This window comes from Kitasatospora sp. CB01950 (assembly GCF_001905465.1).
In the GTDB taxonomy this organism is placed as follows: Bacteria; Actinomycetota; Actinomycetes; order Streptomycetales; family Streptomycetaceae; genus Kitasatospora.
On record NZ_LISX01000009.1, the window covers coordinates 335171 to 360495 of the forward strand.

Below are 25325 nucleotides of genomic sequence, written 5' to 3' on the forward strand. Positions count from 1 at the left end.
AAAGGACCGAGATGGCCGCCATCTCCCCTCCGGCGTTCCAGCAGGCCGGATCGTATTCCGCCCGGGTCGACCGCCTGTCGGTGCTCTCGGCGATGCTGCAGTACCCCGGCACGTCGGGCCGGGCCACGTCGCCGATCAGTATCGCCGACGGCGTGAAGCCGTCGTACCAGAACTCCCGTTTGAAGGTCGCCGCTCAGAGCACGCCGAACATGTCGGTCCAGCTCACCTCCGGGTGGGCGTACGTCCAGAACGACGACGTCGCCGCGTACGGCGCGTACGTCGTCGTGAACGACGGCACCATCTCGATCCCGATCGGTGCGTCGTCCGGCTCGCAGTACCGCATCGACACGATCGTCGCCCAGGTGCTGGACGCCGAGACCCTCGGCACGGCCAACTCCGCCTCGTTCGAGGTCGTGTCCGGCCCCTACGCCGCATCCCGGGCCGCCGCCCAGCGCGGCACCATCCCCCCGAACGCCGCGATCATCGCCGACGTGTACGTGGACGCCGGCGTCTCGTCCATCACCAACACACTGATCTCCGACGCCCGCTCCTACACCGTCGCATCCGGCGGGATCCAGCCCGTCACCTCGACCACAGACCTCGACAACGGGCACCCCGGCCAGGTCCGGTACCGCACGGATACGGATACGTTCGTCTACACCAACTTGGCCGGCACGACGATTCCCCTGCTGCAATCGCAGGGCGCCGCCACCTTCGGTCAGATCACCGTCCGCCGCAAGACGGCGGACCGCAGCCTCTCCAACACGAGCGGCCTGCAGGACGACAACGACCTGCTGTTCGCCTCGCTCCCCGCCGGCGCCGTGTACATCGTCGAGGGATTCCTTATCTACAGCGCCGACTCCAACGCCGACATTCGGATCGGGTTCGCCGGCCCCACCAGCGCCACGTTCTCGTGGAACATCAGCGGACAAGACGGCAGCCAGACAGGCAGCACCGCCCCGATCATCCTCGACTGCCAGGACATCACCTCCACCGCGTACACGCTCGGCGGTCGCGGCGCCGGCGGGAAGTTGGTCGGGAAGTTGGACGGCCTGCTGACCATCAGCGCCACGTCCGGCACGTTCAAGTGCCAGTGGGCACAGCAGACCGCCAATGCTGCCTCGACGGTCATGCACGCCGGGAGCTACATCCGTCTCACCCGGGTCGCGTGATGCCCCACCAGTACACCTACCTGTTCGCCGACCTGCGCACCGACCGCGTCCTCGCCGAACTCCCCCTCCAGGACGTCGAGTACAGCACCGAGCTCAACGGGATCGGCGTGTGCACGGCGACGCTGCCGCTGAACCGGGCCACGGCCCCGCTCCGGCCGATGGAGGCCACCACCCCGACGCGCACCGTCCTGTACATCGACCGCGACGGCGTCATCGTGTGGGCCGGGATCGTCTGGACACGCCGGCCGCTGGAGCGCGGCGGGCAGGTCTACGGGGCGGCGCTGCAGGCATCCGAGCTGCCGTCGTACTGGCAGTACCGGCACGTCAACAAGCTGCTGTCGACGGACACCGCGGTGCTGACCGCCAACAGCGCGAACACCGCGTACGTGCCGGCCGGGCAGCGCATGTACGGCGATCAGGCGTGGATCGTCTGGTCGCTCCTGCAGTATGCCGGCGCGGACATCACCGGCGCCGGGTCGATCGGCGTGGACACGAATCCGCTGGTCGCGCCGACCGGGATCACCCGCACCCGCACGTACGACCCGTCGGAGCGGCCCGTGATCCTCGACCTGATCCGCCAACTCGCGGCCGTCGACAACGGGTTCGACTGGGGTATCGAGGTCGGGTGGAACGCCAACGGGTCCCGCTACCGCAGGTGGCAGGTGTACTACCCGCGTCGCGGCCGGAGCGCCGCCGCCACCGGTTTCACGTGGCAGCACGGCCCGGGCGGCAACATCATCGTCCCGGACTGGCCGGAGGACGGCACTCTGCTGGCCACCCGGGCGATCGCGCTCGGGCAGGGGCAGGGACTGGACGTGGTGGTGGGGCAGGCCGAGGCTACGGATCTCCTCGCCGCCGGGTGGCCGCTGCTGGAGACGGTGTCCAAGTACAGCGGCGTCAGCGAGTGGAACACCATCCAGTCGCACGCGTCCGCGGACCTGGCCGCGCACTCGACTGCCACGACCACACCAACGTTCACCGTCCTCGCGGACGCGGATCCGGTGCTGGGCTCGTACACCGTCGGCGACAGCGCACGGTTCATCGTCGACCCCAACCCCTACTACCCGGACGGCGTGAACCAGGAGCTGAGAATCGCCACCGTCAAGGTGACGGTCAGCGGCGGCGGTTCCGAGACCGTGGCCCTTACCTGTGTGGAGGCATGATGGCCCAGTACCTGCGGTCCCAGTCCCTGGAGGACCGGGTGGCCGAGCTGGAGCGGCAGGTGGAGGCACTGGCCCGCACCAACAGCATCAGCGGCACGACGCTCACCAACGGCAACCTGGTCCTGCGGCAGGGCAGTTCGATCCTCGTGATGTCCGTACAGGACCCGAACCGGGTGGTGTGCCGGATCGGCGACCTGCACAACCCCGACATCAACGGGGTACCGCAGATGGGCATGCAGCTGTACCGGGACACGCCGGCGAACGAGCTCACCATGGCCCTCTGGCAGCCCAACCCCAGTACGGGTGCCGGGTTTGCCGGGCAGTTCTGGGCGGTGTACGACGCCAGCGGCTCGTACGTGTTCACCACCGACGCCATCTCCCGGAAGGGCGTGGCCATGCCCTTCCGCGCCGTCGGGTTCTCGCCCACCTCGTACCTCTGTGCCCCGTACTCGCAGGACACCGTGTGGACGGAGGTGAGCTCGGCGTACGTGCCACGCGACGCCCCCAAGTTGAGGCTTGAGGCGTCGTTCGTGGGTGACCAGGTCGCGGGGGTGAACACGGGCGGGGCCTACCGGATCATGATCAACGGAACGCAGGCCGCGGCCGGCACCGTACCGCCGACCTTCACATGGGTGAACGTCTCCACCGACATCGACATGACCCCGTACTACGCCCCCGGGGACGCGGTACAGGTGAGCGTCCAGGTGCAGCGGACGTCGGGAGCGACGACCGGCGGCCGGAACGGCGGGGCAGGGTCGATCGTCGGCTCGGTGTCGGGCTCGTACCAGCGCGGCTCGTGAGCTCGCGGTTAGCCGAGGTGCCTGAACTCCGCTGGTAGCTAGCGTGGTTGCGCTACCGACCCTGCCGTGGGCCGGGAACGGGAGGCACGAATGCGAGACGAGTTCACCGGGCTGCTGCTGAGTCAGGTCGGCGTCCATGAAGGCCGGGACGGCGACGGCACCTGGAACAACCGCCAGCGTTACAGCGAGGAAACCCCCGGCCTCGAATGGTCCGACGGCCAGCCCTGGTGCGCCACCTTCGAGGCCTGGGGCGCACACCGCACCGGCATGGACGGCATCTGGCCGATGACGGCGTCCTGCCTCGATGCCGTCGCCTGGTGGCGTGGCCACAACCGCTGGACGCCGTACCCCGTCCTCGGCGGTCCCTTCTACCTCGGCCCCGGCGGCGGCCAGCACACCGGTGTCGTCGTCGCGTTCGACGCCGACACCATCACCACGGTGGAGGGCAACAGCAACCGCGGCGGCAGCGCGGAGGGCGACGGCGTGTACCGCCGCCAGCGCCCCCGGCGCGGGCCCGGCTCCCCGTACGGCTACGGCGTCCCCGCCTACCCCGAGGGCACCGTCAGCGCCGACCCGGCCCTGGGCGGCACCCGCACCGCGGCAGTCGCCGCACCCAAGACCCCAATCCCTACCGAGGAGGACGAGTTGAGCACCACCCTCACCCAGGACCGCAGCGACAGCTGGAACAGCATGATCTGGGGCCTGAAGAACAGCGTCGAGGCAATCCAGCAGCAGGTCGTCGCACTCCAGGGCGCGGTCACCGGCCTGACCGGCCTGCTGGCCGCGCAGCACTCCGACCTGACGCCGCAGCAGGTCGAGGACGCGGTTCGCCGCGGTATCCAGGACGGCCTGGTGCACGTCCAGGTAGACGTCGCCGCCCCGACCGCGCCGAAGGGGGCCTGACCATGCGCATCTTCGGCCGCGAGCCCGCGCTGTGGCTCGCCCTGGTCGCCGTCGTCGTCAAGCTCGGCGCCGCGTTCGGTCTTTCTGTCTCGCCCGAGCAGCAGGCGCTGATCAACGCCGCTGCGGCGGCCGGCGTCGGCCTGGTCGTCGCGCTCGTCGTCCACGACGGCCGTGGCGCAGCGGTCCTCGGCCTGGTGCAGGCCGCGCTCGCGCTCGCGGTCGGCTACGGCCTGCACTGGTCGGCGGACCAGCAGGCGGTCGCCCTGTCCGCCGTGGCGGCGCTGGTGGCGATGTGGACGCGCACGCAGGTGACCGCGCCGGTGCCGGCGGTCCGGCAGCTGCCGCCGATCCCGGCGGTGCGCGAGTGACCGCCCCGCCGCCGCCCGACCCGGGCGTCGTCATCTCGCCCGGCCAGATGTACGCGGAGGTACGGAGGATCGCTGACCGGCAGATCAGGATGGACGAGAAGATCGACCGGTTCCTGGAGGACCAGCGTGGTCATCGGGAGGAGACCAGTGACCACGAGAAGCGGTTGCGCGCGTTGGAGGCCCGGGTGTGGATGGCGATGGGTGCTGCTGTCGTCCTCGGTGCCGGGTCCGGTGCGGGCATCGCGCAGATCATGGGCCGCTGAACACCACCGCCCCGCCCGCTTCCTCGGAGGCAGGCGGGGCGGTTTCGTCGTCTTCGGCGTGGCGTTGCTGCGTGTCCGCGAGGATGCCGCCATGACCACGCATGCAGACATCGAGCGTCGCGACCAGCACATCGCGGACCTGCGCGCCGCTCTCCAGCGCGCCAAGGCCGAAATCGCCTTCGCCGCCGGCCGGGAGACTGCCGACGATCCGGTGCAGGCGACGCGCCTACTGGGTACCGTCGACGACCTGCAGGCCGTTCTGGACCGCACCATGCTGCCATCGGCCTGACCGGGCATCACCCGTCGCTGAACACCTCCGCCCCGCCCACCTCTCCGGAGGCCGGCGGGGCGGTTGGTCGCGTTCGGGACGTCAGGCTGCGGCCCGAGTCACATCCTTGAGCGCCTGCAGCATCTTGTAGTGCTGGCCGGCCTCGCGCGCTGCGGTGAGCGCGGGGTACGCGAGGACCGCCGCGGCAGCAGCGGCGACGGCCTCCCGCGCTGGCAGTGTAGGCGGAGGGTCTGTCCAGGGCGCGGAGGCGTCATACGTCCACGTCACAGAAGTGCTTGCCCCACCGCATCCAACGCTGCCGCCCAGGGGTACGGGGGCCGCACTCCCGGGGTGTTCGGCTCGAACCCGCTCTCTCCGTAGAGCACCTGCATCCGCGCCTCGCGCAGCACTGCCACGCTCCGGTCGAACTGCGGGTGCGCCGCGAGCGCCGAATTGGCGCACGGCATCACCACCACCGGGATGCCCTTTCCCGGCGCTTCCGCCGTGAATCCGACCACCCACGACGTGGTGATCCCGATGGCCATGCTGTTGACGGAGTTGAACGTGGCCGGCGCGAACAGCACCGCGTCCGCGGGCGGCAGCACGTCCGGCTGACCTGGCCGACGGTACGCCGACTTCACCGGGTACCCGGTGAGCTCTTCCAGTTCCGGCACTCGCTCCTCCAGCCACTCGTACGCCGTCGGGGTCAGCCCGACCGCCACGTCCCACCCCCTGCCCTGGGCGGAGCGCACGACATCTGGCAGCTGCAGCACGGGCGGTGCGGCGGCCCCGAAGAGGTAGATCACAGGGCGGCGGGGAGACTCGGGCATGGGCCCATGCAACAGGGTGCACTACCTGCGGAGCAACCCTCGCGAGCTGTCCCAGAACCTCCCTGCTACGCGCTACCGTCAGGGCGTGGACGACAACGGGTTCGGCGCGCGCCTCCAGCAGGCCCGCAAGCTCAGGCACATGACGCAGCGTCAACTGGCGGTAGTGGCCGGGGTGTCTCTGTCGTACGTCGCAGCGATTGAGCGGGGAGCCCGTCAGCCCAGCGAGGGTGTACTCGTCGGGCTGGCCCGGGCCCTGGGGGCGACGCCGGCCGACCTACTTGGCCATCCTCCGGTCGACGAGCTGCGCCGTGACCAGCTCAGCGCCCTGATCAACCCGATCCGTGAGGCCCTCGATGTCTACGACCTCGGCGCCGACCCCGACGTAGCACCCCGCGACCGCGACGCGCTGACCGCTGATACCGAACGGCTCTGCGCGCTGGTCCGCGCGTCCGATCTGCGGGCTGCGGCCACCGAGCTACCCGCCCTGATCATGGAGACCACCACCGCGGCGCACACCCACCAAACCCGGCAGCTCTGGCGGGACCTGGCGATGCAGTACCGCACGGCGTACGACGTCACCTCGAAGACCGGACACTGCGACCTCGCGTCAATCGCCCTTGACCGCATGGGCTGGGCTGCGGAGCGCGCGTCGGACGCTGCGATCGCCGGTCTGCGCTACTACAACCGGGCGATGATCTACCTGCGGTCCGGGCAGCCCCGGACAGGGATAAGGATTGCGGCCCTCGCCCGCACCATGGTCGAGCAGGCCGACCCCGGGCGGGACCGGCAGGCCGTGACTGGGCAGTTGTACTTGGCCAGCGCGGTGCTCTCGGCCAGCAGCGGCCACCATGACGAGGTGGAGGAGTACCTGGGGACTGCTGACCGGATCGCCGCCGGCCTCGGCGAGACATCGACGCTGTGGATGTCGTTCGGCCCGACGAACGCCGCAGCGCACCGCGTGTCCTGCTACGTCGACCAGGCGATGTACCGCGAGGCGCTGGAGGTGGCGCGACGCGTCGAGATCCCTTCATCCTGGGCCCCGTCGCGGGCCGCACATCATCATGCGGAGATGGCGCGCGCGCACCTGTGGCTGGGCCAGCCCGAAGCCGCGTTCGCCCGCCTCCAGATCGCCCGTCGCATGGCTCCTCAGCAGATCCGACACTCGTCGAAGGCCAAGGGTGTCATCGCGAGCCTGCTGCGGGCACACCGAAAGCCACCGGAGGATCTGACGCAGTTTGCCCAGTGGGCCAACCTGTAGCACCGACTAACACAGAACTGTGTGAGTTCCCTCCCTGCTGCTGACCGATCGTAAATGTGATGGGTCAGCAGGAGACGGGAACGAACATGACGTTAACCCCAGATAGGACGACGCCCCTCTGGGCGCCACCCCAGCACACAGTGGTCCCGGTCGAAGCGGGCATTCACTGGGACGCGGTGGCGGTGGGACAGGAACTCGGTCTCGCAGCGCTGGCGGTCCTGGACCAGGAAACACGCAGTCAGCCCGGGCCGGTGATCTGGGACACCCGGGTGAACCGCTTCTACTTCCTCGTCCCAGCGGGCTCCCTCAGCGCTGTAGACCCGCGACTCTCCGGCAGGCTGCTCGGCCGTGGAACTTGGATCGCCGTCCCAGGCCTGGACCTGGTGGACCCCATCGGGGTGTGCTGGCCAGCCCCACCGAACCCGAGCGCACCTGAGCAGCTCGTCGATCCACTGCGGCTCGCGGCTGCGTTGCACCACGCCAACACCTCGCAGTGGGTGACCCGCAACGTTGGTGACCGCGCGCAGGAGATCCTGGCCAGTGCAGACCAGTTGGCCGGCCGGGCGTGCATCATCTGCCGCACCTCAGTGGGCCCGTTGTACTCGGCCGGCTCCGTCACGGTGCCCGGCGACGGCGTCGAGTATGTTCGCGAGGTCGTCTCCTGCACTGAGCACCAGGGGGTCCACCGTGGCTGACCTGTTGCAGTGGCGGGAGGGGCGATTCGAGGCCCGGCAGCTGCCGCCCAACGAGCGCAGCGTCGTCCTGTGGGCGGTCTGGGACACCGACACCGACGGCTGGGTACGGGACGAGGGCCGGCCTCCGTCATGGTGGGACCGCGACGGTGCCGATGGCTGGATCCGTCGCCAGCGCAGCCTCACCGACCGTCCGTCGGCCACTTGGTGGAAGGCGTGAACAGGAAGCTCGCCAGCCACGCCGTGCAGCCGGTATGGGGTTACTGCCATGCATGCCACGGCTACGGGCAGGGCACCTACGACTGCCCGATCAACAGCCACTCGGATGCGATCAGCAACCACATCGGGTGCCCCGAATCCCAGTCGCGCGACCGCCGCAAGAAGCCCACCAGGAGGTCGGCATGACCGAGCACGAGCGCCCGAGCTTGGCGCTCCTGGACCAGCAGGACCACCAGCGGGACATGCAGCGCAGCGCAACCTGGCACCGCACCGACCTGATCGCCGCCGCGGCCAGCGTAGGCCTCCAGCTGGACATCGTCGTCGACGAGGACGCGCTGGCTGCCGGCGAGATCGCCATCAGCATCCTCAGGATGTCGCCGGACGCCGCCTCGGACCTCGCGCGCAAGCTCGCCACGGCCGGCAGGCGGTACGCGTCCCGGCGGGCACGGGGTGCACGCGCCATCGGTCAGCCTCAGCCGTAGAACAGCCGCCACGTCTCGACGCGCAGGGCTCGGCAGATGGCGCCAACGCGGTCAAGGCTGAGCGCCACCGAGCCCACCTCGTAGGTACTGATTGCTCGCCGATCAACGCCGATCAGTTCGCCCAGATCTTCCTGCGACAGGCCCCGGGCCCGCCTGAGGCAGCGAATGCGCTCCCCGACCTCACGCCGGAGTCGGAGGTCGGCTTCGCCGTCGGGCTCGGGAGTAGGCAGTGACACCCGTTGACACTCGGCGCGTCATGATCAAAAGTCTGTACCGTCCGATTGGCGATGCTTCGAACGCACGAACGAATCGGGTGGGGATGAGGCTCGGCTGCGGCAGCGATCCTTTGCACGAGGCCGCGTCCCGCCCAGATGGTGGGGCCTCAGTCGAGGAACCGCCCCGTCGCTCGCATAGCGACGGGGCGGTTCCGTTCTCTGGCTACAGAGAGCGATTTCGAGACAAATCAAGATCACTCATAGACCAACCGCCTAGGCTTAAGTCGGTGTCCCACGACCAGGCAAAACAGCAGGTAAGCACAGCGCCCAAGCGCCAATACCTTCTAAGCGGTAGGTCGCAGGTTCGAATCCTGCTGGGGGCACCTCCGGCTCCGGCCCGGCGACCCGCCGCGGAGCACCCGCGGCCACAGCGCACCGCCCCGACCGCCGCCGTTCCCGACCACCGCCCCGCCGGCCGCCGCCCCGCGTCGGCCACCTTCCCCGGCCGCAGCCATCCCGGCCGCCGTCAGCCCCGGTCCGGGCCCGGCCGCTCCCCCGCCACCAGCCCGGCCAGGAAGTCGTCCAGCAGGGCGCGTTGGCGCTCCGGCGGGAACTCGGCGGGCGCGAACAGCGCCTGCACCACCAGCCCGAGCCCGAAGGACTGGGCCAGCGCGGCAAGGTCCGCGGCCGGCCGGTCGGCGGGGAGTTCGCCCAGTTCCTGTGCCTCGGCGCAGAGTTCGGTCATCCGCCGCCGCGACCGGCGGTAGCGCTCGGCGTGCTCGGCGGTCAGCTCGGTGTCGGTGAGCGCGGCGTCCCAGGAGCCGACCCAGATCCGGTTGCAGGCGGTGCCCACGCCGTCCAGCGGCAGGATGTCGAGCAGGGCGGCGCGCAGCACGGGCAGGCCGCGGGCGCCGGCGCTCTCCGCGGTGGCGGGGCGGGGGCGGTCGGCGGTCTGCCGGTCGAGGACGTCCAGTGCGTGGGCGACCAGGGCCCGCTTGTTGGGGAAGTAGTGGGTGAGCAGCCCGGTGGAGGCGCCGAGTTCGGCGGCCACGGCGCGCAGGGTGAGTCCGCCGAAGCCGCGGGCGGCGAGCACCCGCCAGACCGCCTCGGAGACGTCCCGGCGGCGTGCTTCGTGGTCTCCGCGGGCGGGTGGTGTCATGCGCGCTAGGGTACCTACCAAACGTTTGTTATGTATGTCGGAATGCCGGAGGGGCTGCCCATGTACACCGTCGCACTCACCGAGGACGCCGAGCTCCGCCCGCTGGAGCCGTGGCAGGCCGAGGAGTTCCTGGCGCACATGGAGCGCGCCCGGGCCACCGTCGACCCGTTCATCCCGTGGGCGGGCATCAGCACCGACCTGGCGTCGGCCCGCACCACCCTGCAGCGGTACGCCGACAAGCAGTGCAGCGACAGCGGCCGGATCTACGGGATCTGGCTCGACGGCACACTGATCGGCGGAGTGATGTTCGTCCGGTTCGACACCCGGGACGGGGTGTGCGAGATCGGCGCGTGGACGGAGCCGGCCGGCCGCGGCCGCGGCCTGATCACCACCGCCGTCCGGCGCCTGCTGGACTACGCGTTCGTCGAGCGCGGCCTGCACCGCGCCGAGTGGTGGAACTCCACGGTGAACCCGGCCAGCCGCGCGGTCGCCCGGCGCGTGGGCATGACGCTGGACGGCACGATGCGCCAGATCACCCTGCACCACGGCGAGCGCCTGGACCTGGAGGTCTGGTCGATGCTCGCCCCGGAGTGGCGGGAGCTGCGCGCCTCCGCTTGATCCGCGTCACATGGTGAACGGCCGCCGCGCTGTGGAAGGCTGACGACCCGTCCCCTCTCCCATTTCCCGGAGGCCGTGATGTCCGCGAGCACCGTCCCGCTCGACCGCCCGGGCCCCGGGGACGCCGAGTTGCCGACCGGCGCGGACGGCCTGCGCTGCTGGGTGGGCGAGGACCGGGTGGCGACGGTGCTGCTGGACCGCCCCGAGCGCCGCAACGCGGTGACCGGCGCGATGTGGCGGGCACTGCCGGGCCTGCTGGCCGAGCTCGGCGGGCGCTCCGACGTGCGGGCGCTGCTGCTGACGGGCGCGGAGGGCACCTTCTCGGCCGGCGCGGACATCGCCGAACTCGCCGACGTCTACGCCGATCCGGCCGCCGCGGACGCCTACCACGCGCTGAACGTGGCCGCCGAGGAGGCGCTGGCGGCGTTCCCCCGGCCGACCCTCGCGGTGATCCGGGGTGCCTGCGTGGGCGGCGGCTGCCAGCTGGCCGTCGCCTGCGACCTGCGCTTCGCCGCCGAGGACGCCCGCCTCGGCATCACCCCCGCCAAGCTCGGCGTGGTCTACCCGGCCGTCCCCACCCTCCGCCTGGCCGCCCTGGTCGGCCCCGCCCGCGCCAAGTACCTCCTCTTCTCCGGCGCCCTCGTCCCGGCCACCCGCGCCGAACGCTTCGGCCTCCTCGACGAGGTCCTCCCGCCCACCGAACTCGACGCCCGAGCAAGGGACTTCGCCCGCCTCCTCACCCACCGCTCCCCCCAGACCATCGGCGCCGTCAAGGCCGCCCTGTCCGCCACCCCGGAAACGGCGGCAGCCGCACTGGCCCCCTGGGAACGCGCCTCCCGCACCGCCCCGGACGTCCACGAGGGCCTGGCCGCATTCCTGGAACGCCGCGAGCCGAAGTTCTGAGCGCGAAACAGGGCCCGACGGCGGCGGCTGAACTGGTGGGGGCCACCGCCGTCGGGCGGATCGGGGAACCGGCGGGGCGTCAGCGGATGGGCGCGCCCGAGATGGCGCGGGCGATGACGAGGCGCTGGATTTCGCTGGTGCCCTCGAAGACGGTGTAGATGGCGCTGTCGCGGTGCATGCGCTCGACGGGGTATTCGCGGGTGAAGCCGTTGCCGCCGAGGATCTGCATGGCCTGGGCGGTGACGAACTTGGCGGTCTCGCCGGCGTACAGCTTGGACATCGAGCCTTCGGCGTTGGTGAACGGCCGGTTGTTGACGGCCATCCAGGAGGCCCGCCAGACCAGCAGCCGGGCGGCGTCGATGCGGGTCTTCATGTCGGCAAGCTGGAAGGCGATGCCCTGGTTCTCGATGATCGGCCTGCCGAACTGGACGCGGGTCCTGGCGTAGTCGAGGGCGACCTCGTACGCGGCCCGGGCGATGCCGATGGCCTGCGCGCCGACGGCGGGGCGGGAGGCCTCGAAGGTGGCCATCGCGGCGTTCTTGCCGCCGCCCTTGGCGCCTTCGCGGGCGCGGGCGAGGCGGGCGTCGAGCTTCTCCTTGCCGCCGAGCAGGCAGTGCCCGGGGATGCGGACGTCGTCCAGGACGACCTCGGCGGTGTGCGAGGCGCGGATGCCGTGCTTCTTGAACTTCTGGCCCTGGCTGAGGCCCTTGGTGCCGGGCGGGATCAGGAAGGACGCCTGGCCGCGCGCGCCGAGTTCGGGGTCGACGGTGGCGACCACCACGTGGACGTGCGCGATGCCGCCGTTGGTGGCCCAGGTCTTGGTGCCGTTGATCACCCACTCGTCCTTGGCCCGGTCGTAGGCGGCACGGGTGCGCAGCGCGGAGACGTCGGAGCCGGCGTCGGGCTCGGAGGAGCAGAACGCGGCGACCTTGACGTCGTCGGGGGTGCCGAACATCTGCGGCGCCCAGGTGCCGATCTGCTCGTCGGTGCCGTTGGCGAGCACCGCGACGGCGGCCAGGGTGGTGCCGGTGATGGCGAGGCCGATGCCGGCGTCGCCCCAGAAGAGTTCCTCCATGGCGATCGGGATGCCGACGCCGGACGGGTCGAAGAACTGCTGGGCATAGAAGTCGAGCGAGTAGATGCCGATCTTGGCGGCTTCCTGGATGATCGGCCAGGGGGTCTCCTCGCGCTCGTCCCACTCGGCGGCGGCCGGGCGGATGACGTCGGCGGCGAATCCGTGCAGCCAGTCACGGACGGCGATCTGGTCCGGCCCGGGGTCGAGCGAGAAGGTGGTCATGGTCGGCCTCCAGGAGACGGGAGTGCGGGCCGGAGCGTCCGCGCCACTGCGCTGTTACCTCCGGTAACATGGCGGCGAGTCTGCTACCGATAGGTAACCGGTGTCAACGCCCGTCCAGGTCCCACCCTCACGAGGAGCAGCGCATGACCACCGAACCCCGCCGCGAACAACTCCTCAACGCCGCCGACCGGGTCGTCCAGCGCGAGGGCCCGAGCGCCAGCATGAACGCGATCGCCGCCGAGGCGGGCATCACCAAGCCCATCCTGTACCGGCACTTCGGCGACCGGAGCGGCCTGATCGGCGCATTGACGGCGCGTCACACGGCCGGGCTGCTGGCCGCCGTCCGCACCGCCCTGAACGAGCCGCTGGAGCGCCGCGACCGGGTCGAGCACGTGCTGGACGTCTACCTGGCCGCGATCGAGTCCCGCCCGCAGGTGTACCGGCTGCTCACCCACCCCGAGCCCGGCGACCCCACCGGCGCGGGCAACGCACTGGCGCCCGCGCTGCGGCAGATCGCCGAGGAGATCACCCGCGCCATCCAGCAGCAGATCGACCTCGGCCAGGACGGGCCGCTGCTCTCCGAGACCTGGGGCCGCTCGATCACCGGCATGGTGCTGGCGGCCGGCGACTGGTGGCTGGAGACCCGTCCCTGCCCGCGCGCCCGCATGGTGCAGGCCCTCGCCGACCTGCTCTGGGGCCGGCTCTCCGCCGCCGCCGACCTGCCCCCGATGCTCGCCACCACCCCGGAGCCCCGACCCGAACCCCGACCCGAGCCGCACCCCGGCCCCCGGACGGGGACCCGGACGGAAGCCCGCCCCGAGGCCTGACCGCCCGTCAAACATGAGCAGGTCTCACCTCTTGTGCGGCGGGGGCGGCTCCGGCAGGATCGGCGCACTCCCACCCTCCCCCACCCCGCCGCGAGGTGCCCCGTGCGCGTCCGCCGCTCCGCCGCCGCCCTGCTGCTCACCGTCGCCGCCGTCCTCGGCACCGTCTCGGCCGGCCCGCCCGCCGACCGCGAGCCCTTCGACGCCCGCAAGGTCTCCGCGACCACCCTCGCCGACGGCCGCACCGCCTTCACCGACCGGCACGGCCGCGTCCTCGACCTGCGCGGCTTCAACCTCGACAAGTACGACGAGACCACCGAGGCCGACGTGCGCGATCTCGCCTCGCACGGCTTCCGGCTGATCCGCGTCGCCGTCTCCTGGGCCCGCCTCGAACCCGCCCCCGGCCGCTACGACCGGGCCCAACTCGCCCGCCTGCACCGCATCCTGGACTGGGCCGAGAAGTACCGCCTGTACGCCGTCGTCGACTACCACCAGGACGTCTACGGGCAGTACTTCGGCGGCGGCGACGGCGGCGCACCCGCCTGGGCCACCCGCGACGACGGCCTGCCGTTCACGCCCGACCCGGACGACTGGTTCGCCGGCTACTTCCAGCCCTCGGTCCAGGCCGCCTTCCGCCACCTCTACGACGACCGCGACCTGCAGCGCGCCCAGGCCGACCTGTACACCACCGTCGCCCGCGAACTGCGCGGCCACCGCGCCCTGTTGGGCTACGACCTGTTCAACGAGCCGTTCGGCCCGGTGGACGGCGACCCCGCCGACCCGGCGGTGCTCGCCGCCTCCGCCGCCGCCCTCGAACAGGGCCGGCTCCCCGCCATGTACCGCCGCCTGATCGACGCCGTCCGGCGGGTCGACCGCGACGCCTGGCTGTTCGTCGAGCCCACCGTCCTGGTCGGTCAGGGCGTCCCCACCCGGCTCCCCGGCTTCGCCGACCCCCGCCCGGGCGCCGACCGGATCGGCTACGCCCCGCACTTCTACGACACCGCCGTCGAGGCGGGCCGGGACTGGGACCCGGCCGGTGGCTTCGTCGACGCCTACACCGACGCGATCACCGCCTACCCGCGCGCCCACCGCCTCCCCGTCCTGGTCGGCGAATGGGGCCCGCCCAGCGCCGCCACCCCCGGCAACGCCGAACTGATCCGCCGCCAGGTCACCGCGATGAACGGCTTCGCCGCCGCCTGGACCATGTGGTACTGGTGCCGCGGGAACGGCGGCTACTGCGCCCTCACCCCGGACGGCCGTCCGGCCCCCGGCTACGGCCCGGTGTTCGCCGAGTAGCGGCAAAAAATCGCCGGCGCCCCGCACCCCTGCCGGGGCGCGGGGACACCCGCCGTTACGCCAGCCCGCGCCGGGCGAGCAGCGGCTCGATCGAGGGCTCCCGCCCCAGCACCGCCCGCACGCACTCCATCGCGTCCCGGCTCCCGCCCCGCGACAGCAGCTCGGCCCGGAACAGCTCGCCGCTGTCCCGCACCTCGCGCCCGTTGTCGGCGAACCAGTCCACCGTCTCGGCGTCCAGCACCTCGGACCAGATGTACGCGTAGTACCCGGCGCTGTACCCGTTCGAGAACACGTGGTTGAAGTACCCGGTGCGGTACCGCGGCGGCACCGCCGCCATCGCGACGCCCGCCTCGGCGAGGGCCTGCACCTCGAACGCCTCCGCGTCCTCGACGCTCGCCCCGGCCGGCAGCGAGTGCCACGCCCAGTCGAGCAGCGCGGCGGACAGGTACTCGACCGTCCGGAAGCCCTGCCCGTAGTTCTCGGCGGCGAGCATCCGCTCCACCGTGTCGGCGGGAAGCGGTTCGCCGGTGACGTGGTGGCGGGCGTAGTTGGCCAGCACCTCGGGCCGGATCATCCACATCTCGTTGACCTGGGACGGGAATTCGACGAAGTCCCGGGGCACCTCGGTGCCCGCGAACATCGGGTACTGGACGTCCGAGAACAGGCCGTGCAGCGCGTGCCCGAACTCGTGGAACAGCGTCCGGACCTCGTCCCAGCTGAGCAGCGCCGGCTCCCCGGCGGGCGGGCGGGCGACGTTCAGGTTGTTGACGACCACCGGCTTGCGGCCCGACAGCCGGGACTGCGAGACCAGTTCGTTCATCCAGGCGCCGCCGCGCTTGGACTCGCGGGCGTAGAAGTCGCCGATGAACAGGCCCAGCGAGGACCCGTCGGCGTCCGTCACCTCGAACACCCGGGCGTCCGCGTGGTAGGCGGTCAGCTCGGGACGCTCGGTGAAGCTCAGCCCGTACGCCAGGCCGGCCGCGAAGAAGACGCCGTCCTGCAGCACCCGCTCCAGCTCGAAGTACGGGCGCAGCGCGGCGGTGTCCACGTCGTAGCGCTCGGCACGGACCTTCTCCGCGTAGTACGCCCAGTCGTGCGCGGCGAGTTCGTCGACGCCGTCGGCGGCCGCGGCGGCCGCCAGCTCGGCGGCCTCGCGCTGCGCGATGGCGACGGCGGGCCCGACCAGCCGGCCGAGCATCGCGCCGACCGCCTCGACGGTGCCGGCGGTCTCGTCGGCGACCACGTACGCGGCGTGGCTGTCGTAGCCGAGCAGGGCGGCGCGTTCGGCGCGCAGCGCGGCCATCCGGGCGGCCAGCGGGCCGTTGGTGTCGAGGCCGCGGCGCAGCGAGGCGGTGAGCAGGCGCTCGCGCAGGGCGCGGTCGGTGAGCTCGGCGAGTTCGGTCTGGTTGGAGAAGTTCTTCAGGCCGAGCACCCAGTGGCCGTCGTGGCCGAGCGCGCGGGCGTTCTCGGCGGCGGCGGCGATCGCGGTGGCGGGCAGGCCGTCGAGGGCGTCGGCGCTGTCGACGACGACGGCGCCGGCCAGCGAGGCGTCGTGGGTGTTCTTGCGGAACGCGGCGCCGTCGGCGGCGAGTCGGGTGTTGATCTCGCGCAGCCGCTGCTGGCCGGCCTCGTCGAGGCGGGCGCCGGCCCGGACGAAGGCGGTGTGGCGACGCTCCAGCAGGCGCAGCGACTCGGCGTCCAGGCCGAGTTCGTGGCGGTCGCGGTACAGCGCGTCGACGCGGGCGAACAGGGCCGCGTCGAGGTGGACGGCGTCGGAGTGCGCGGCCAGCAGCGGGCTGATCTCGGCGTCGAGGGCCTGGACGCCGGGCGTGGTGTCGGACGAGTCCTGGTTCTCGAACACGACGCCGACCCGGCGCAGCACCGCACCGGAACGTTCCAGCGCGACAACGGTGTTGTCGAAGGTCGGCGGCTCCGGGTCGGCGACGATCGCGGCGATCTCGGCGAGCTGGTCGGCCATGCCTCGCTCGAACGCCGGACGGTAGTGCTCTTCCCGGATCTCGGCGAAGGGCGGAAGCTCGAACACCAGGGTGCTGGGCGAGAAGAAGGGATTGTCGCTCATGACCGCCGACCCTACGGGGCGCAACGCGTCGGCGGAACACCGAACCCCCCACCCGGGGCCCGCCGTCGACCCCGGCACGCCCCTCCGGGCGACTGTCGGCGGCACCGGCTAACGTCGACAGGTCCACCTGCCGCACACGAACCTGCTCGCAGGCAGCCCGAGAGGAGCCCCCGCCCGTGCGTTACGCCCTGGTGCCCGACCCGCACGGCCCCGGTGGGCGGCTGCGCCCGCTGGCCGAGGACGGCAGCCCGCTCGGCCCCGCCGAACGGGTGCCGCGGCTGGCCGAGGCGGTGGCTGCGGTGGAGGCCGAGCACGCGCCGCGCTGGGTGTGGCCGACGGCCGACACCGCGTACGGCCCACTACTGGCGGAGCTGCCGGAGCGGGTCGCGCGCTGCCACGACCTCCGGCTGACGGAGGCGCTGCTGCTGGGCCACGAGGGCCGGTTCGGCGCGCCGCGGTCGCTGGGTGCGGCCTGGGCGCGGCTGCGCGGGCTGCCGGTGCCGGCCGACCTGCCGGAGGGCGCGCTGCCCGACGAGGACGGCCTGTTCGCCCCGGACCGGCTCCAACTGCCGCCCGGCGCCGACCCGTTGGAGGCCACGGTGGCCGTCCACGCGGAGCAGCTGCGGCGGCTCGCGGCGATCGCCGACCCGGCGGCCCGGCACCGGTTCCGGCTGCTGGTGGCGGCCGAGTCGGCGGGGGCGCTGCTGGCCTGCGAGATGGCGCACGACGGGCTGCCGTGGCGGGCCGACGTGCACGACGCGCTGCTGACGGAGCTGCTCGGCCCGCGTCCGACCATTCCGGGCACGCTGCCGTCGAAGCTGTCCGACCTCGCCCTGGAGGTCCAGCAGGCGCTGGGCGCGCGGCCGTTCAACCTGGACTCGCACACCCAGGTGATCAAGGCGTTCGCGGACCGCGGCATCCAGCTGTCCTCGACCCGTTCCTGGGAGTTGAAGGCGGTCGACCATCCGGCGGCCGCCCTGATGATCCGCTACAAGGAGCTGTCGCGGCTGTTCGCCGCGCACGGCTGGGCCTGGCAGGCGGCGTGGGCGCGCGGCGGCCGGTTCCGCCCCGAGTACGTGGTGGGCGGCGTCGTCACCGGCCGCTGGGCGTCCCGGGGCGGCGGCGCGCTGCAGATCCCGCGCACCCTGCGCCGCGCGGTGGTCGCCGATCCGGGCTGGCTGCTGGTGGTCGCGGACGCCGCGCAGCTGGAGCCGCGGGTGCTGGCCGCGATGTCGGGCGACCGCGGCCTGGCCCGCACCGCCGCCGGCGGCGACCTGTACGCGGCGCTCGCGGCGAGCGCCTTCCAGGGCGACCGGGAGAAGGCCAAGCTGGGCCTGCTGGGCGCGATGTACGGCCAGACCGGCGGCGGCATCGGCCCGCTGCTGAACACGCTGCGCCGCCGCTACCCGGACGCGATGGGCTACGTGGAGGCGGCGGCCCGCACCGGCGAGGACGGCGGCGTGGTCTCCTCCCGCCTGGGCCGGGTCTGCCCGCCGCCCTCGGCGGACTGGCTGGACCTCACCGAGGCCCCCGAGTCCGGTGAGGCGGGCGGCCGCTCGGCCCGCGCCCGCGGCCGCTTCACCCGCAACTTCGTCATCCAGGGCAGCGGCGCCGACTGGGCGCTGGCCCTGCTGGCCGCACTGCGCCGCCGCCTGTCCGCCCTGCACTCCGGCCCGGACCGCCCGCACCTGGTGTTCTTCCAGCACGACGAGGTGGTCGTGCACACCCCCGCCGACCTGGCCGACACGGTCGCCGCCGAGGTCGCCGCAGCCGCCGACGAAGCCACCGCCCTGGTCTTCGGCGACACCCCGGTCCGCTTCCCCCTCACCACCGCCGTCGTCGACTGCTACGGCGACGCCAAGTAGCCACCCCGCCCAGTCACCCGCCCTCGGGCCGGGTGACGAGCAGCAGCAGTGCGTCGTCGTTGAGGCCGCCGCCGGTGTGTTCGAGCAGGTCGCCGTAGAGGCGGGCGACGGCGGTGTCGAGGTCGGTGAGGGAGCGCCAGCCGTCCTTGACGAGCGGGCCGACGCGTTCGGCGAGCGGGTAGAAGGCGCCGGAGCGCCGTTCCTTGGCCTCGATCACGCCGTCGGTGCAGAGCACCAGGACTTCGCGCGGGCCGAACGGGACGGCGGTGGCGCAGGGCGCGCCGGTGGCGAGGTCGCCGAGGCCGAGCGGCAGCCACGGGTCGGCGGACTCCAGGACGTCGGCGTGGCCGTCGGCGCGGACCCGGATCGGCGGGACGTGCCCGAGGTGCAGCAGGTCGACGGGGCCGGAGGCGCGGAACTCGGCGAACAGCGCGGTGGCGAACTCCCCGTCGGGCACGTGCCGGTGCATGCTGGCCTCGATCCGGGCGGCGACGGCCGACAGCCGCTCCTCGTCGTAGGCGGCCTCGCGGAACGCGCCGAGCACCACGGCGGCGGTCTGCACCGCGCCCAGCCCCTTGCCGCGGACGTCGCCGACCAGCACCCGGGTGCCGTACGGGGTGTCCAGCACGGAGTACAGGTCGCCGCCGATCCGGGCGGCGTCCGCGGCGGAGACGTAGCGCACGGACAGCCGCAGCGGCCCGACCACCGGGTCGGGCTGGCGCAGCAGCGCCCGCTGGGCGGCCTCCGCGACCGAGCTGACGGCGGCGAAGGCCTCGGCTCTTCGCATCCGCAGTTCGGCGACGAAGGCGCTGAACGCGCTCAGCACGATGTAGCTGATCGTCGCGCCGAACAGGAACCGGCTGTCGGACGGCGCGGTGACCTGGTCGTAGTACCGGTTGAGGACGAACATCGCCATCAGGCCGAGCAGGCAGACCGCGATCAGCTCGCGCGGCCGGAGGGTGAGGGCGGCGACCGACGGCACGACGACCATCAGCGGCGCCAGGTAGGTGGTCGTCCCGGCCAGCAGGTCGGCCGCCACCACCAGGCCGATGGCCAGCAGCGCGGGCGCGGCGCGCAGCAGCGGGGAGACGTCCTGCAGGTCGGCGGCGCGCAGCGCGCTGCGACGCCGGGCGGACGGCTCGTCGCCGCTCCCGGCGGCCGCCGCACGGTCCCGGCGTCGAACAGCCACGTTTCGAACATATCGGACACACGTCCGCCCCGCCCCGCGCGATCGAACGGGGCCCGGTCGGCCGGGGGCGGCCGCCGGGGGTCGGTCGGACCGCGGGCCGCCCGTCGTTGCGGGCCGGGCGTGAAGCCGGACTAGGCTCGGGAGCGGGCCACGGTTCGTGTCGGTCGAGGAACGCCACCCACCCCTGGACGTAATACCCCTGGGGGGTATGCTGTTCTTCGTTGGCACAAGCCGCGAGCGTCCCGGAGGTTCCCATGTCCAGCACCGTCACCTACACCGTCAGCGGCATGAGCTGCGGCCACTGCGAGAAGGCGATCAACGGCGAGGTCTCGGGTCTGCCGGGCGTCACCGCGGTCTCCTCCGACGCCACGGCCGGCACCGTCACCGTGACCGCCGAGTCCCCGCTCAGCGACGAGCAGATCGCCGCCGCGGTGGACGAGGCCGGCTACGAGCTGGTCGGCCGGGCCGCCTGATCCGCCCGCGGGGGCGGCGGGAACCGAGGCCGCCCCCGCGCCGCCGCCGAGAGAGAGCGAGTCGATGAGCACCACCACCGATCCCGCCGCCCCCGCCGGGCCCCGGGAGCGCGTCGAACTGGCGATCGGCGGCATGACCTGCGCGTCCTGCGCCGCCCGGGTCGAGAAGAAGCTGAACCGGCTGGACGGCGTCGAGGCCAGCGTCAACTTCGCGACCGAGAAGGCGCGGGTGGACTTCGGCCCCGGCACCAGCGTCGCCGACCTGATCGCCGCGGTGGAGAAGACCGGCTACACCGCCGAGCTCCCGCCGCCGCCCGAACCCGAACCGGAACCGGAAGCCGTCCAGGACCCGCTGCGCGACCGGCTGCTGATCAGCGCCGCGCTCAGCCTCCCGGTGGTGCTGCTGTCGATGGTCCCGGCCCTGCAGTTCGACAACTGGCAGTGGCTGGCCTTCGCCCTCGCCGGCCCGGTCGTGGTGTACGGCGGGTGGCCGTTCCACCGCGCCGCCTGGACCAACGCCCGGCACGGTGCCGCCACCATGGACACCCTGGTCTCGCTCGGCACCCTGGCCGCCTTCGGCTGGTCCGTGTGGGCGCTGTTCTGGGGCCACGCCGGCCTGCCCGGCATGCGGCACTCCTTCAGCTTCACCGTCGACCGCACCGACGCCTCCTCCGCCCTCTACCTGGAGACCGCGGCCGCCGTCACCGCCCTGATCCTGCTCGGCCGCTGGCTGGAGGCCCGCTCCAAGCGCCGGGCCGGCGCTGCCCTGCACGCCCTGCTCGACCTCGGCGCCAAGGACGTCACGGTGCTGCGCGACGGCCGCGAGACCCGCGTCCCGGTCGACCGGCTCGCCGTCGGGGACCGCTTCGTGGTCCGGCCGGGCGAGAAGATCGCCACCGACGGCACGGTCGTCGAGGGCAGCTCCGCCGTGGACGCCTCGATGCTGACCGGCGAGTCCGTGCCCGTCGAGGTCTCCGTCGGCGACACCGTGACCGGCGCGACCGTGAACGCGGGCGGCCGCCTGGTGGTCGAAGCCACCCGGGTCGGTGCGGACACCCGGCTCGCCCGGATGGCGAAGCTGGTCGAGGACGCGCAGAACGGCAAGGCCGCCGCCCAGCGCCTCGCCGACCGGATCTCCGCCGTCTTCGTGCCCGCCGTCATCCTGCTCGCCCTCGGCACCCTGATCGCCTGGCTGCTCGCCACCGGCAGCCCCACCGAAGCCTTCACCGCCGCCGTCGCGGTGCTGATCATCGCCTGCCCGTGCGCCCTCGGCCTGGCCACCCCGACCGCCCTGATGGTCGGCACCGGCCGCGGCGCCCAGCTCGGCATCCTGATCAAGGGCCCCGAGGTGCTGGAGAACACCCTCCGGGCCGACACCGTCGTCCTCGACAAGACCGGCACCGTCACCACCGGCCGGATGACCCTGACCGCCGTGCACACCGCCGCCGGCACCACCGAGGACGAGGCACTGCGGCTGGCCGGCGCACTGGAGCACGCCTCCGAGCACCCGATCGCCCGCGCCGTGGCCGACGCCGCCGCCGAGCGCCTCGGCGACCTGCCCGCCGTCACCGACTTCCGCAACCTCCCCGGCCTCGGCGTCCGCGGCACCGTCGACGGCCGCGCGCTGGTCGCCGGACGCGCCGCGCTGCTCGCCGACACGCCCCTGCCGACCGCCCTCGCCGAGGCCCGGGCCGCCGCCGAACGGGCCGGCCGCACCACCGTCACCGTCGCCTGGGACGGCGCGGCGCGGGCCGTGCTGGAGGTGACGGACGCGGTCAAGCCGACCAGCGCCGAGGCGATCGCCGAGCTGCGCGCCCTGGGTCTGCGCCCCGTCCTGCTGACCGGCGACAACCGGGCGGTCGCAGAGTCGGTGGCGGCCGAGGTCGGCATCCCCGCCGAGGACGTGATCGCCGAGGTGCTGCCCGAGGACAAGGTCGCCACCGTCCGCCGCCTCCAGCAGGAGGGCCGGACGGTCGCGATGGTCGGCGACGGCGTCAACGACGCGGCGGCGCTCGCCCAGGCCGACCTGGGCCTGGCCATCGGCACCGGCACCGACGCGGCCATCGAGGCGGCGGACCTGACCCTGGTGCGGGGCGACCTGCGCTCGGCGGCGGACGCGATCCGGCTGTCGCGCCGCACCCTGGCCACCATCAAGGGCAACCTGTTCTGGGCCTTCGCCTACAACGTCGCGGCGATCCCGCTGGCCGCGAGCGGCCTGCTCAACCCGATGATCGCGGGCGCCGCGATGGCCTTCTCCTCGGTCTTCGTGGTCACCAACAGCCTGCGCCTGCGCACGTTCCGACCGGTCTGACCCGCACTGCAACGGCGGTCAACGGCCGAGCAGTTCACCGCCGTTGCAGTGCAGGATCTCGCCGGTGATGAACCCGGCCTCCTCCGAGGCGAGGAAGCACACGGCGGCGGCGACCTCCCCGGACTCGCCGATCCGGCCGAGCAGGGTCCGCGCCGAGCGGCGGGCGACCTCCGCCTCGTCCAGGCGCGGCCCGAAGAACTCGGTGCCCGCCACGGTGCCGGGCGCCACGATGTTGGCGGTGATGCCGGACGGGCCGAGCTGGGCCGCCAGGAAGTGGTTCCAGGCGTGCAGCGAGGCCTTCGCCGCGCCGTAGGAGCCGGCGCCGCGCAGCGCGGCGATCGAGGAGACGGTGATGACCCGGCCGGAGCCGGGGGTGAGCCGGTCGCGGACGGACTCGGTGAGCAGCACGGCGGTCAGCACGTTGCGTTCGAAGTCGCCGCGCCAGCGGGCCAGTACGGCGTGCGGGCCGGCGCCGAACACGGTCTCCCGGCTGCCGGCGTTGTTGACCAGGACGTCGATCCGGGCGGGCAGTTCGGCCAGTGCGGCCTCCACGGCGTCCGGGTCGGCGAGGTCGCACACCAGCGGGGTGACGTTGGGGCCGAGTTCCGCGACGGCGTGGTCGAGGACCCCGGGACGGCGGCCGACGATCATCACGCGCTCGCCGGCCTCGGCGAAGCGCCGGGCCACCTCCAGGCCGATTCCGGTGCCTCCACCGGTGACGACGACGTTCCTGGCCATAGCGCATCCCTCCCTGACCGTTCACCGCTCCGCGGATGGCAGGCGGTCCGTACCGGATTGCCACGATTCCTATCACGCTGGGTTGCGGTCTCTGCGGGGTGGGTGACGTCGCACGCTCGGCGTGCGGTGTGATATGCGCTCCGCCGTCCGGGTGCGCGGATGCACACGGAGAGTGGAGAGAGGCAACTCACACCCCCCTGCCGTAACTCTGCGCCCCCTGGTACGTCTTACCTTTTGTAGAGCGGGGCTCCGGCGGGCCCCGGACGGTCGTCGACTCGTCGACGGCCTTCGCGCACGGCGCCGGGCCGGAGCCGGGAGTCCGGGGATTGCTTTGAGCGGCCGTTCCCCACCCGGGATCGTCCCGGGCGCCGTGCGCCCCACCTCGCGGAGACAGACATGACGAAGGGGCCCGGCCCCGCCTCCCTCATCGGGTGGCAGGGGGCCGGGCCCCTTCGTCGGTGCTTGTGCGGTGCGGCTCGCTCAGCGGGCGTCGATCGGCACGTAGTCGCGGATCTCGACGCCGGTGTAGATCTGCCGCGGGCGGCCGATCCGGCTGGTCGGGTCCTTGATCATCTCGTGCCACTGGGCGATCCAGCCGGGCAGCCGGCCGAGCGCGAACAGCACGGTGAACATGCTGGTCGGGAAGCCCATCGCGCGGTAGATCAGACCCGTGTAGAAGTCCACGTTCGGGTAGAGCTTGCGCGAGACGAAGAAGTCGTCCTGGAGCGCGTGCGCCTCCAGCTTGAGGGCGATCTCCAGCAGCTCGTCGGACTTGCCGAGCTGGGCCAGCACCTCGTGGGCGAGCACCTTGACCTGCGCGGCGCGCGGGTCGAACGCCTTGTAGACGCGGTGGCCGAAGCCCATCAGCTTGACGCCGTCCTCGCGGTTCTTCACCTTGCGGATGAACGCGTCGACGTCGCCGCCGTCCTTCTGGATCTGCTCCAGCATCTCCAGCACGGCCTGGTTGGCGCCGCCGTGCAGCGGGCCCCAGAGCGCCGAGATGCCCGCCGAGATCGAGGCGAACAGGTTGGCGTGCGAGGAGCCGACCAGGCGCACCGTCGAGGTGGAGCAGTTCTGCTCGTGGTCGGCGTGCAGGATGAACAGCTTGTCCAGGGCGTTGACCACGACCGGGTTGAGCTCGTAGTCCTCGGCCGGGACGGCGAAGGTCATCCGCAGGAAGTTCTCGACGTAGCCGAGGTCGTTGCGCGGGTAGACGAAGGGCTGGCCCACCGCCTTCTTGTACGCGTACGCCGCGATCGTCGGCAGCTTCGCCAGCAGGCGCACCGTCGACAGGTGGCGCTGGTCCGCGTCGAACGGGTTGTGGCTCTCCGGGTAGAAGGTGGAGAGCGCGCCGACCACCGAGGACAGCATCGCCATCGGGTGGGCGTCCCGCGGGAAGCCCTGGAAGAAGCGCTTGACGTCCTCGTGCAGCAGGGTGTGCTGGGTGATCTCGTTGCTGAACGCCGCCAGCTCGCCCTCGTTCGGCAGCTCGCCGTTGATCAGCAGGTAGGCGGTCTCGATGAAGTTGGCCTCGCCGGCCAGCTGCTCGATCGGGTAGCCGCGGTAACGCAGGATGCCGGCGTCACCGTCAATGAAGGTGATCGCGGACTTGTTGGCGGCGGTGTTGCCGAAACCGTTGTCCAGGGTGACCAGGCCGGTCTGCGGAAGCAGCTTCGAGATGTCGAAGCCGGCGTTGCCCGCAGTGCTCTCGACGACGGGGTATTCGTACTCGCCGTCCTGGTACCGCAGTACTACCGATTTGTCGCTCACGTCTTCCTCACCGACGAAATTGGTCCTCATCCGACTGCCCTGACTGTCTCAACGATCCCCCACCCGAAGGACGGCCGCGCACCGGGGGCGACCCCGGAAAGAACCAGGGCCTACAAACTCTGCTGCCGCAGCCGGTGTGAACCGGACAAGATCGGCACCAGACCAGGTT

The 25325-nt window shown here is 72.4% G+C and carries 26 protein-coding genes; 18 read left to right on the plus strand and 8 right to left on the minus strand.

Annotated elements, in window-relative coordinates; genetic code table 11:
- The first annotated feature begins 11 nt into the window (after nt 1-11).
- The 7 genes from AMK19_RS23770 to AMK19_RS23800 all read left to right on the plus strand — a co-directional run bounded on the left by AMK19_RS23770 (nt 12) and on the right by AMK19_RS23800 (nt 4958).
- Entirely contained in the window at nt 12-1172 is a 1161-nt protein-coding gene (locus AMK19_RS23770) for a hypothetical protein (protein ID WP_073815053.1), read from the plus strand.
- Nucleotides 1169-2335, plus strand: a complete 1167-nt coding sequence (locus AMK19_RS23775) for a hypothetical protein (protein ID WP_206745152.1) — start codon at nt 1169-1171, stop codon at nt 2333-2335. The genes AMK19_RS23770 and AMK19_RS23775 overlap by 4 nt, the downstream gene beginning before the upstream one ends.
- Entirely contained in the window at nt 2332-3135 is an 804-nt protein-coding gene (locus tag AMK19_RS23780) for a hypothetical protein (protein ID WP_198953420.1), read from the plus strand. The genes AMK19_RS23775 and AMK19_RS23780 overlap by 4 nt, the downstream gene beginning before the upstream one ends.
- 90 nt (nt 3136-3225) lie before the next feature.
- A complete protein-coding gene (locus tag AMK19_RS23785; protein ID WP_073815057.1) occupies nt 3226-4038 on the plus strand; it encodes a hypothetical protein in 813 nt (270 codons plus the stop codon).
- Nucleotides 4039-4040: 2 nt separating this feature from the next.
- A complete protein-coding gene (locus AMK19_RS23790; protein WP_073815059.1) occupies nt 4041-4406 on the plus strand; it encodes a hypothetical protein in 366 nt (121 codons plus the stop codon).
- Nucleotides 4403-4669, plus strand: coding sequence for a hypothetical protein (locus AMK19_RS23795; protein WP_073815060.1), 267 nt, complete (start codon nt 4403-4405; stop codon nt 4667-4669). The genes AMK19_RS23790 and AMK19_RS23795 overlap by 4 nt, the downstream gene beginning before the upstream one ends.
- On the plus strand, nt 4608-4958 hold the full coding sequence (locus tag AMK19_RS23800) for a hypothetical protein (RefSeq protein ID WP_143200351.1): 351 nt from the start codon (nt 4608-4610) through the stop codon (nt 4956-4958). The genes AMK19_RS23795 and AMK19_RS23800 overlap by 62 nt, the downstream gene beginning before the upstream one ends.
- Nucleotides 4959-5221: 263 nt before the next feature.
- Here AMK19_RS23800 and AMK19_RS23810 read toward each other — a convergent pair whose 3' ends face one another.
- A complete protein-coding gene (locus AMK19_RS23810; protein ID WP_073815065.1) occupies nt 5222-5767 on the minus strand; it encodes a flavoprotein in 546 nt (181 codons plus the stop codon).
- A gap of 85 nt (nt 5768-5852) precedes the next feature.
- On the opposite strand from AMK19_RS23810, the gene AMK19_RS23815 reads away from it, so the two are divergent.
- The 4 genes from AMK19_RS23815 (at nt 5853) to AMK19_RS23830 (ending at nt 8418) form a co-directional block, all read left to right on the plus strand.
- Nucleotides 5853-7025, plus strand: a complete 1173-nt coding sequence (locus AMK19_RS23815; RefSeq protein ID WP_073815151.1) for a helix-turn-helix domain-containing protein — start codon at nt 5853-5855, stop codon at nt 7023-7025.
- A gap of 59 nt (nt 7026-7084) precedes the next feature.
- Nucleotides 7085-7720 (plus strand): hypothetical protein, encoded by a 636-nt coding sequence (locus tag AMK19_RS23820; RefSeq protein WP_073815067.1) that lies wholly within the window; start codon nt 7085-7087, stop codon nt 7718-7720.
- Nucleotides 7713-7937, plus strand: a complete 225-nt coding sequence (locus tag AMK19_RS23825) for a hypothetical protein (RefSeq protein WP_073815068.1) — start codon at nt 7713-7715, stop codon at nt 7935-7937. The genes AMK19_RS23820 and AMK19_RS23825 overlap by 8 nt, the downstream gene beginning before the upstream one ends.
- 181 nt (nt 7938-8118) lie before the next feature.
- A complete protein-coding gene (locus AMK19_RS23830; RefSeq protein ID WP_073815070.1) occupies nt 8119-8418 on the plus strand; it encodes a hypothetical protein in 300 nt (99 codons plus the stop codon).
- On the opposite strand, the gene AMK19_RS38660 is transcribed toward AMK19_RS23830, so the two are convergent.
- Both AMK19_RS38660 and AMK19_RS23840 read right to left on the minus strand, forming a co-directional pair.
- On the minus strand, nt 8409-8654 hold the full coding sequence (locus AMK19_RS38660; RefSeq protein ID WP_073815071.1) for a helix-turn-helix domain-containing protein: 246 nt from the start codon (nt 8652-8654) through the stop codon (nt 8409-8411). The genes AMK19_RS23830 and AMK19_RS38660 overlap by 10 nt on opposite strands.
- A 505-nt stretch (nt 8655-9159) precedes the next feature.
- Nucleotides 9160-9792, minus strand: a complete 633-nt coding sequence (locus AMK19_RS23840) for a TetR/AcrR family transcriptional regulator (RefSeq protein ID WP_073815073.1) — start codon at nt 9790-9792, stop codon at nt 9160-9162.
- Between the two features lie 60 nt (nt 9793-9852).
- Here AMK19_RS23840 and AMK19_RS23845 point away from each other — a divergent pair, with 60 nt between their 5' ends.
- Complete coding sequence (locus AMK19_RS23845; protein ID WP_073815074.1) at nt 9853-10410, plus strand: GNAT family N-acetyltransferase; 558 nt, start codon at nt 9853-9855, stop codon at nt 10408-10410.
- A gap of 78 nt (nt 10411-10488) precedes the next feature.
- On the plus strand, nt 10489-11313 hold the full coding sequence (locus AMK19_RS23850) for an enoyl-CoA hydratase/isomerase family protein (RefSeq protein ID WP_083647272.1): 825 nt from the start codon (nt 10489-10491) through the stop codon (nt 11311-11313).
- A 79-nt stretch (nt 11314-11392) separates the two neighbouring features.
- Here AMK19_RS23850 and AMK19_RS23855 read toward each other — a convergent pair whose 3' ends face one another.
- Nucleotides 11393-12610, minus strand: coding sequence for an acyl-CoA dehydrogenase family protein (locus AMK19_RS23855; RefSeq protein ID WP_073815076.1), 1218 nt, complete (start codon nt 12608-12610; stop codon nt 11393-11395).
- 143 nt (nt 12611-12753) lie between these two features.
- Here AMK19_RS23855 and AMK19_RS23860 point away from each other — a divergent pair, with 143 nt between their 5' ends.
- Nucleotides 12754-13437, plus strand: a complete 684-nt coding sequence (locus AMK19_RS23860) for a TetR family transcriptional regulator (protein WP_241844537.1) — start codon at nt 12754-12756, stop codon at nt 13435-13437.
- 102 nt (nt 13438-13539) lie between these two features.
- Nucleotides 13540-14730 (plus strand): glycoside hydrolase family 5 protein, encoded by a 1191-nt coding sequence (locus tag AMK19_RS23865; protein WP_073815077.1) that lies wholly within the window; start codon nt 13540-13542, stop codon nt 14728-14730.
- 55 nt (nt 14731-14785) lie between these two features.
- Here the strand turns inward: AMK19_RS23865 and AMK19_RS23870 are convergent, their stop codons facing one another.
- Nucleotides 14786-16810, minus strand: a complete 2025-nt coding sequence (locus AMK19_RS23870) for a M3 family metallopeptidase (protein WP_073815079.1) — start codon at nt 16808-16810, stop codon at nt 14786-14788.
- 176 nt (nt 16811-16986) lie between these two features.
- On the opposite strand from AMK19_RS23870, the gene AMK19_RS23875 reads away from it, so the two are divergent.
- Nucleotides 16987-18675, plus strand: coding sequence for a bifunctional 3'-5' exonuclease/DNA polymerase (locus AMK19_RS23875; RefSeq protein ID WP_143200352.1), 1689 nt, complete (start codon nt 16987-16989; stop codon nt 18673-18675).
- A gap of 13 nt (nt 18676-18688) precedes the next feature.
- Here AMK19_RS23875 and AMK19_RS23880 read toward each other — a convergent pair whose 3' ends face one another.
- Complete coding sequence (locus AMK19_RS23880; RefSeq protein WP_083647274.1) at nt 18689-19864, minus strand: PP2C family protein-serine/threonine phosphatase; 1176 nt, start codon at nt 19862-19864, stop codon at nt 18689-18691.
- 254 nt (nt 19865-20118) lie between these two features.
- Between AMK19_RS23880 and AMK19_RS23885 the strand changes: the two genes are divergently transcribed.
- Both AMK19_RS23885 and AMK19_RS23890 read left to right on the plus strand, forming a co-directional pair.
- Entirely contained in the window at nt 20119-20337 is a 219-nt protein-coding gene (locus AMK19_RS23885; RefSeq protein ID WP_073815081.1) for a heavy-metal-associated domain-containing protein, read from the plus strand.
- A gap of 64 nt (nt 20338-20401) precedes the next feature.
- Nucleotides 20402-22648, plus strand: a complete 2247-nt coding sequence (locus tag AMK19_RS23890) for a heavy metal translocating P-type ATPase (protein WP_073815082.1) — start codon at nt 20402-20404, stop codon at nt 22646-22648.
- Nucleotides 22649-22666: 18 nt separating this feature from the next.
- Here the strand turns inward: AMK19_RS23890 and AMK19_RS23895 are convergent, their stop codons facing one another.
- A complete protein-coding gene (locus AMK19_RS23895; RefSeq protein ID WP_073815084.1) occupies nt 22667-23386 on the minus strand; it encodes an SDR family NAD(P)-dependent oxidoreductase in 720 nt (239 codons plus the stop codon).
- Nucleotides 23387-23866: 480 nt separating this feature from the next.
- Entirely contained in the window at nt 23867-25156 is a 1290-nt protein-coding gene (locus AMK19_RS23900) for a citrate synthase (protein WP_073815085.1), read from the minus strand.
- Nucleotides 25157-25325: the final 169 nt, after the last annotated feature.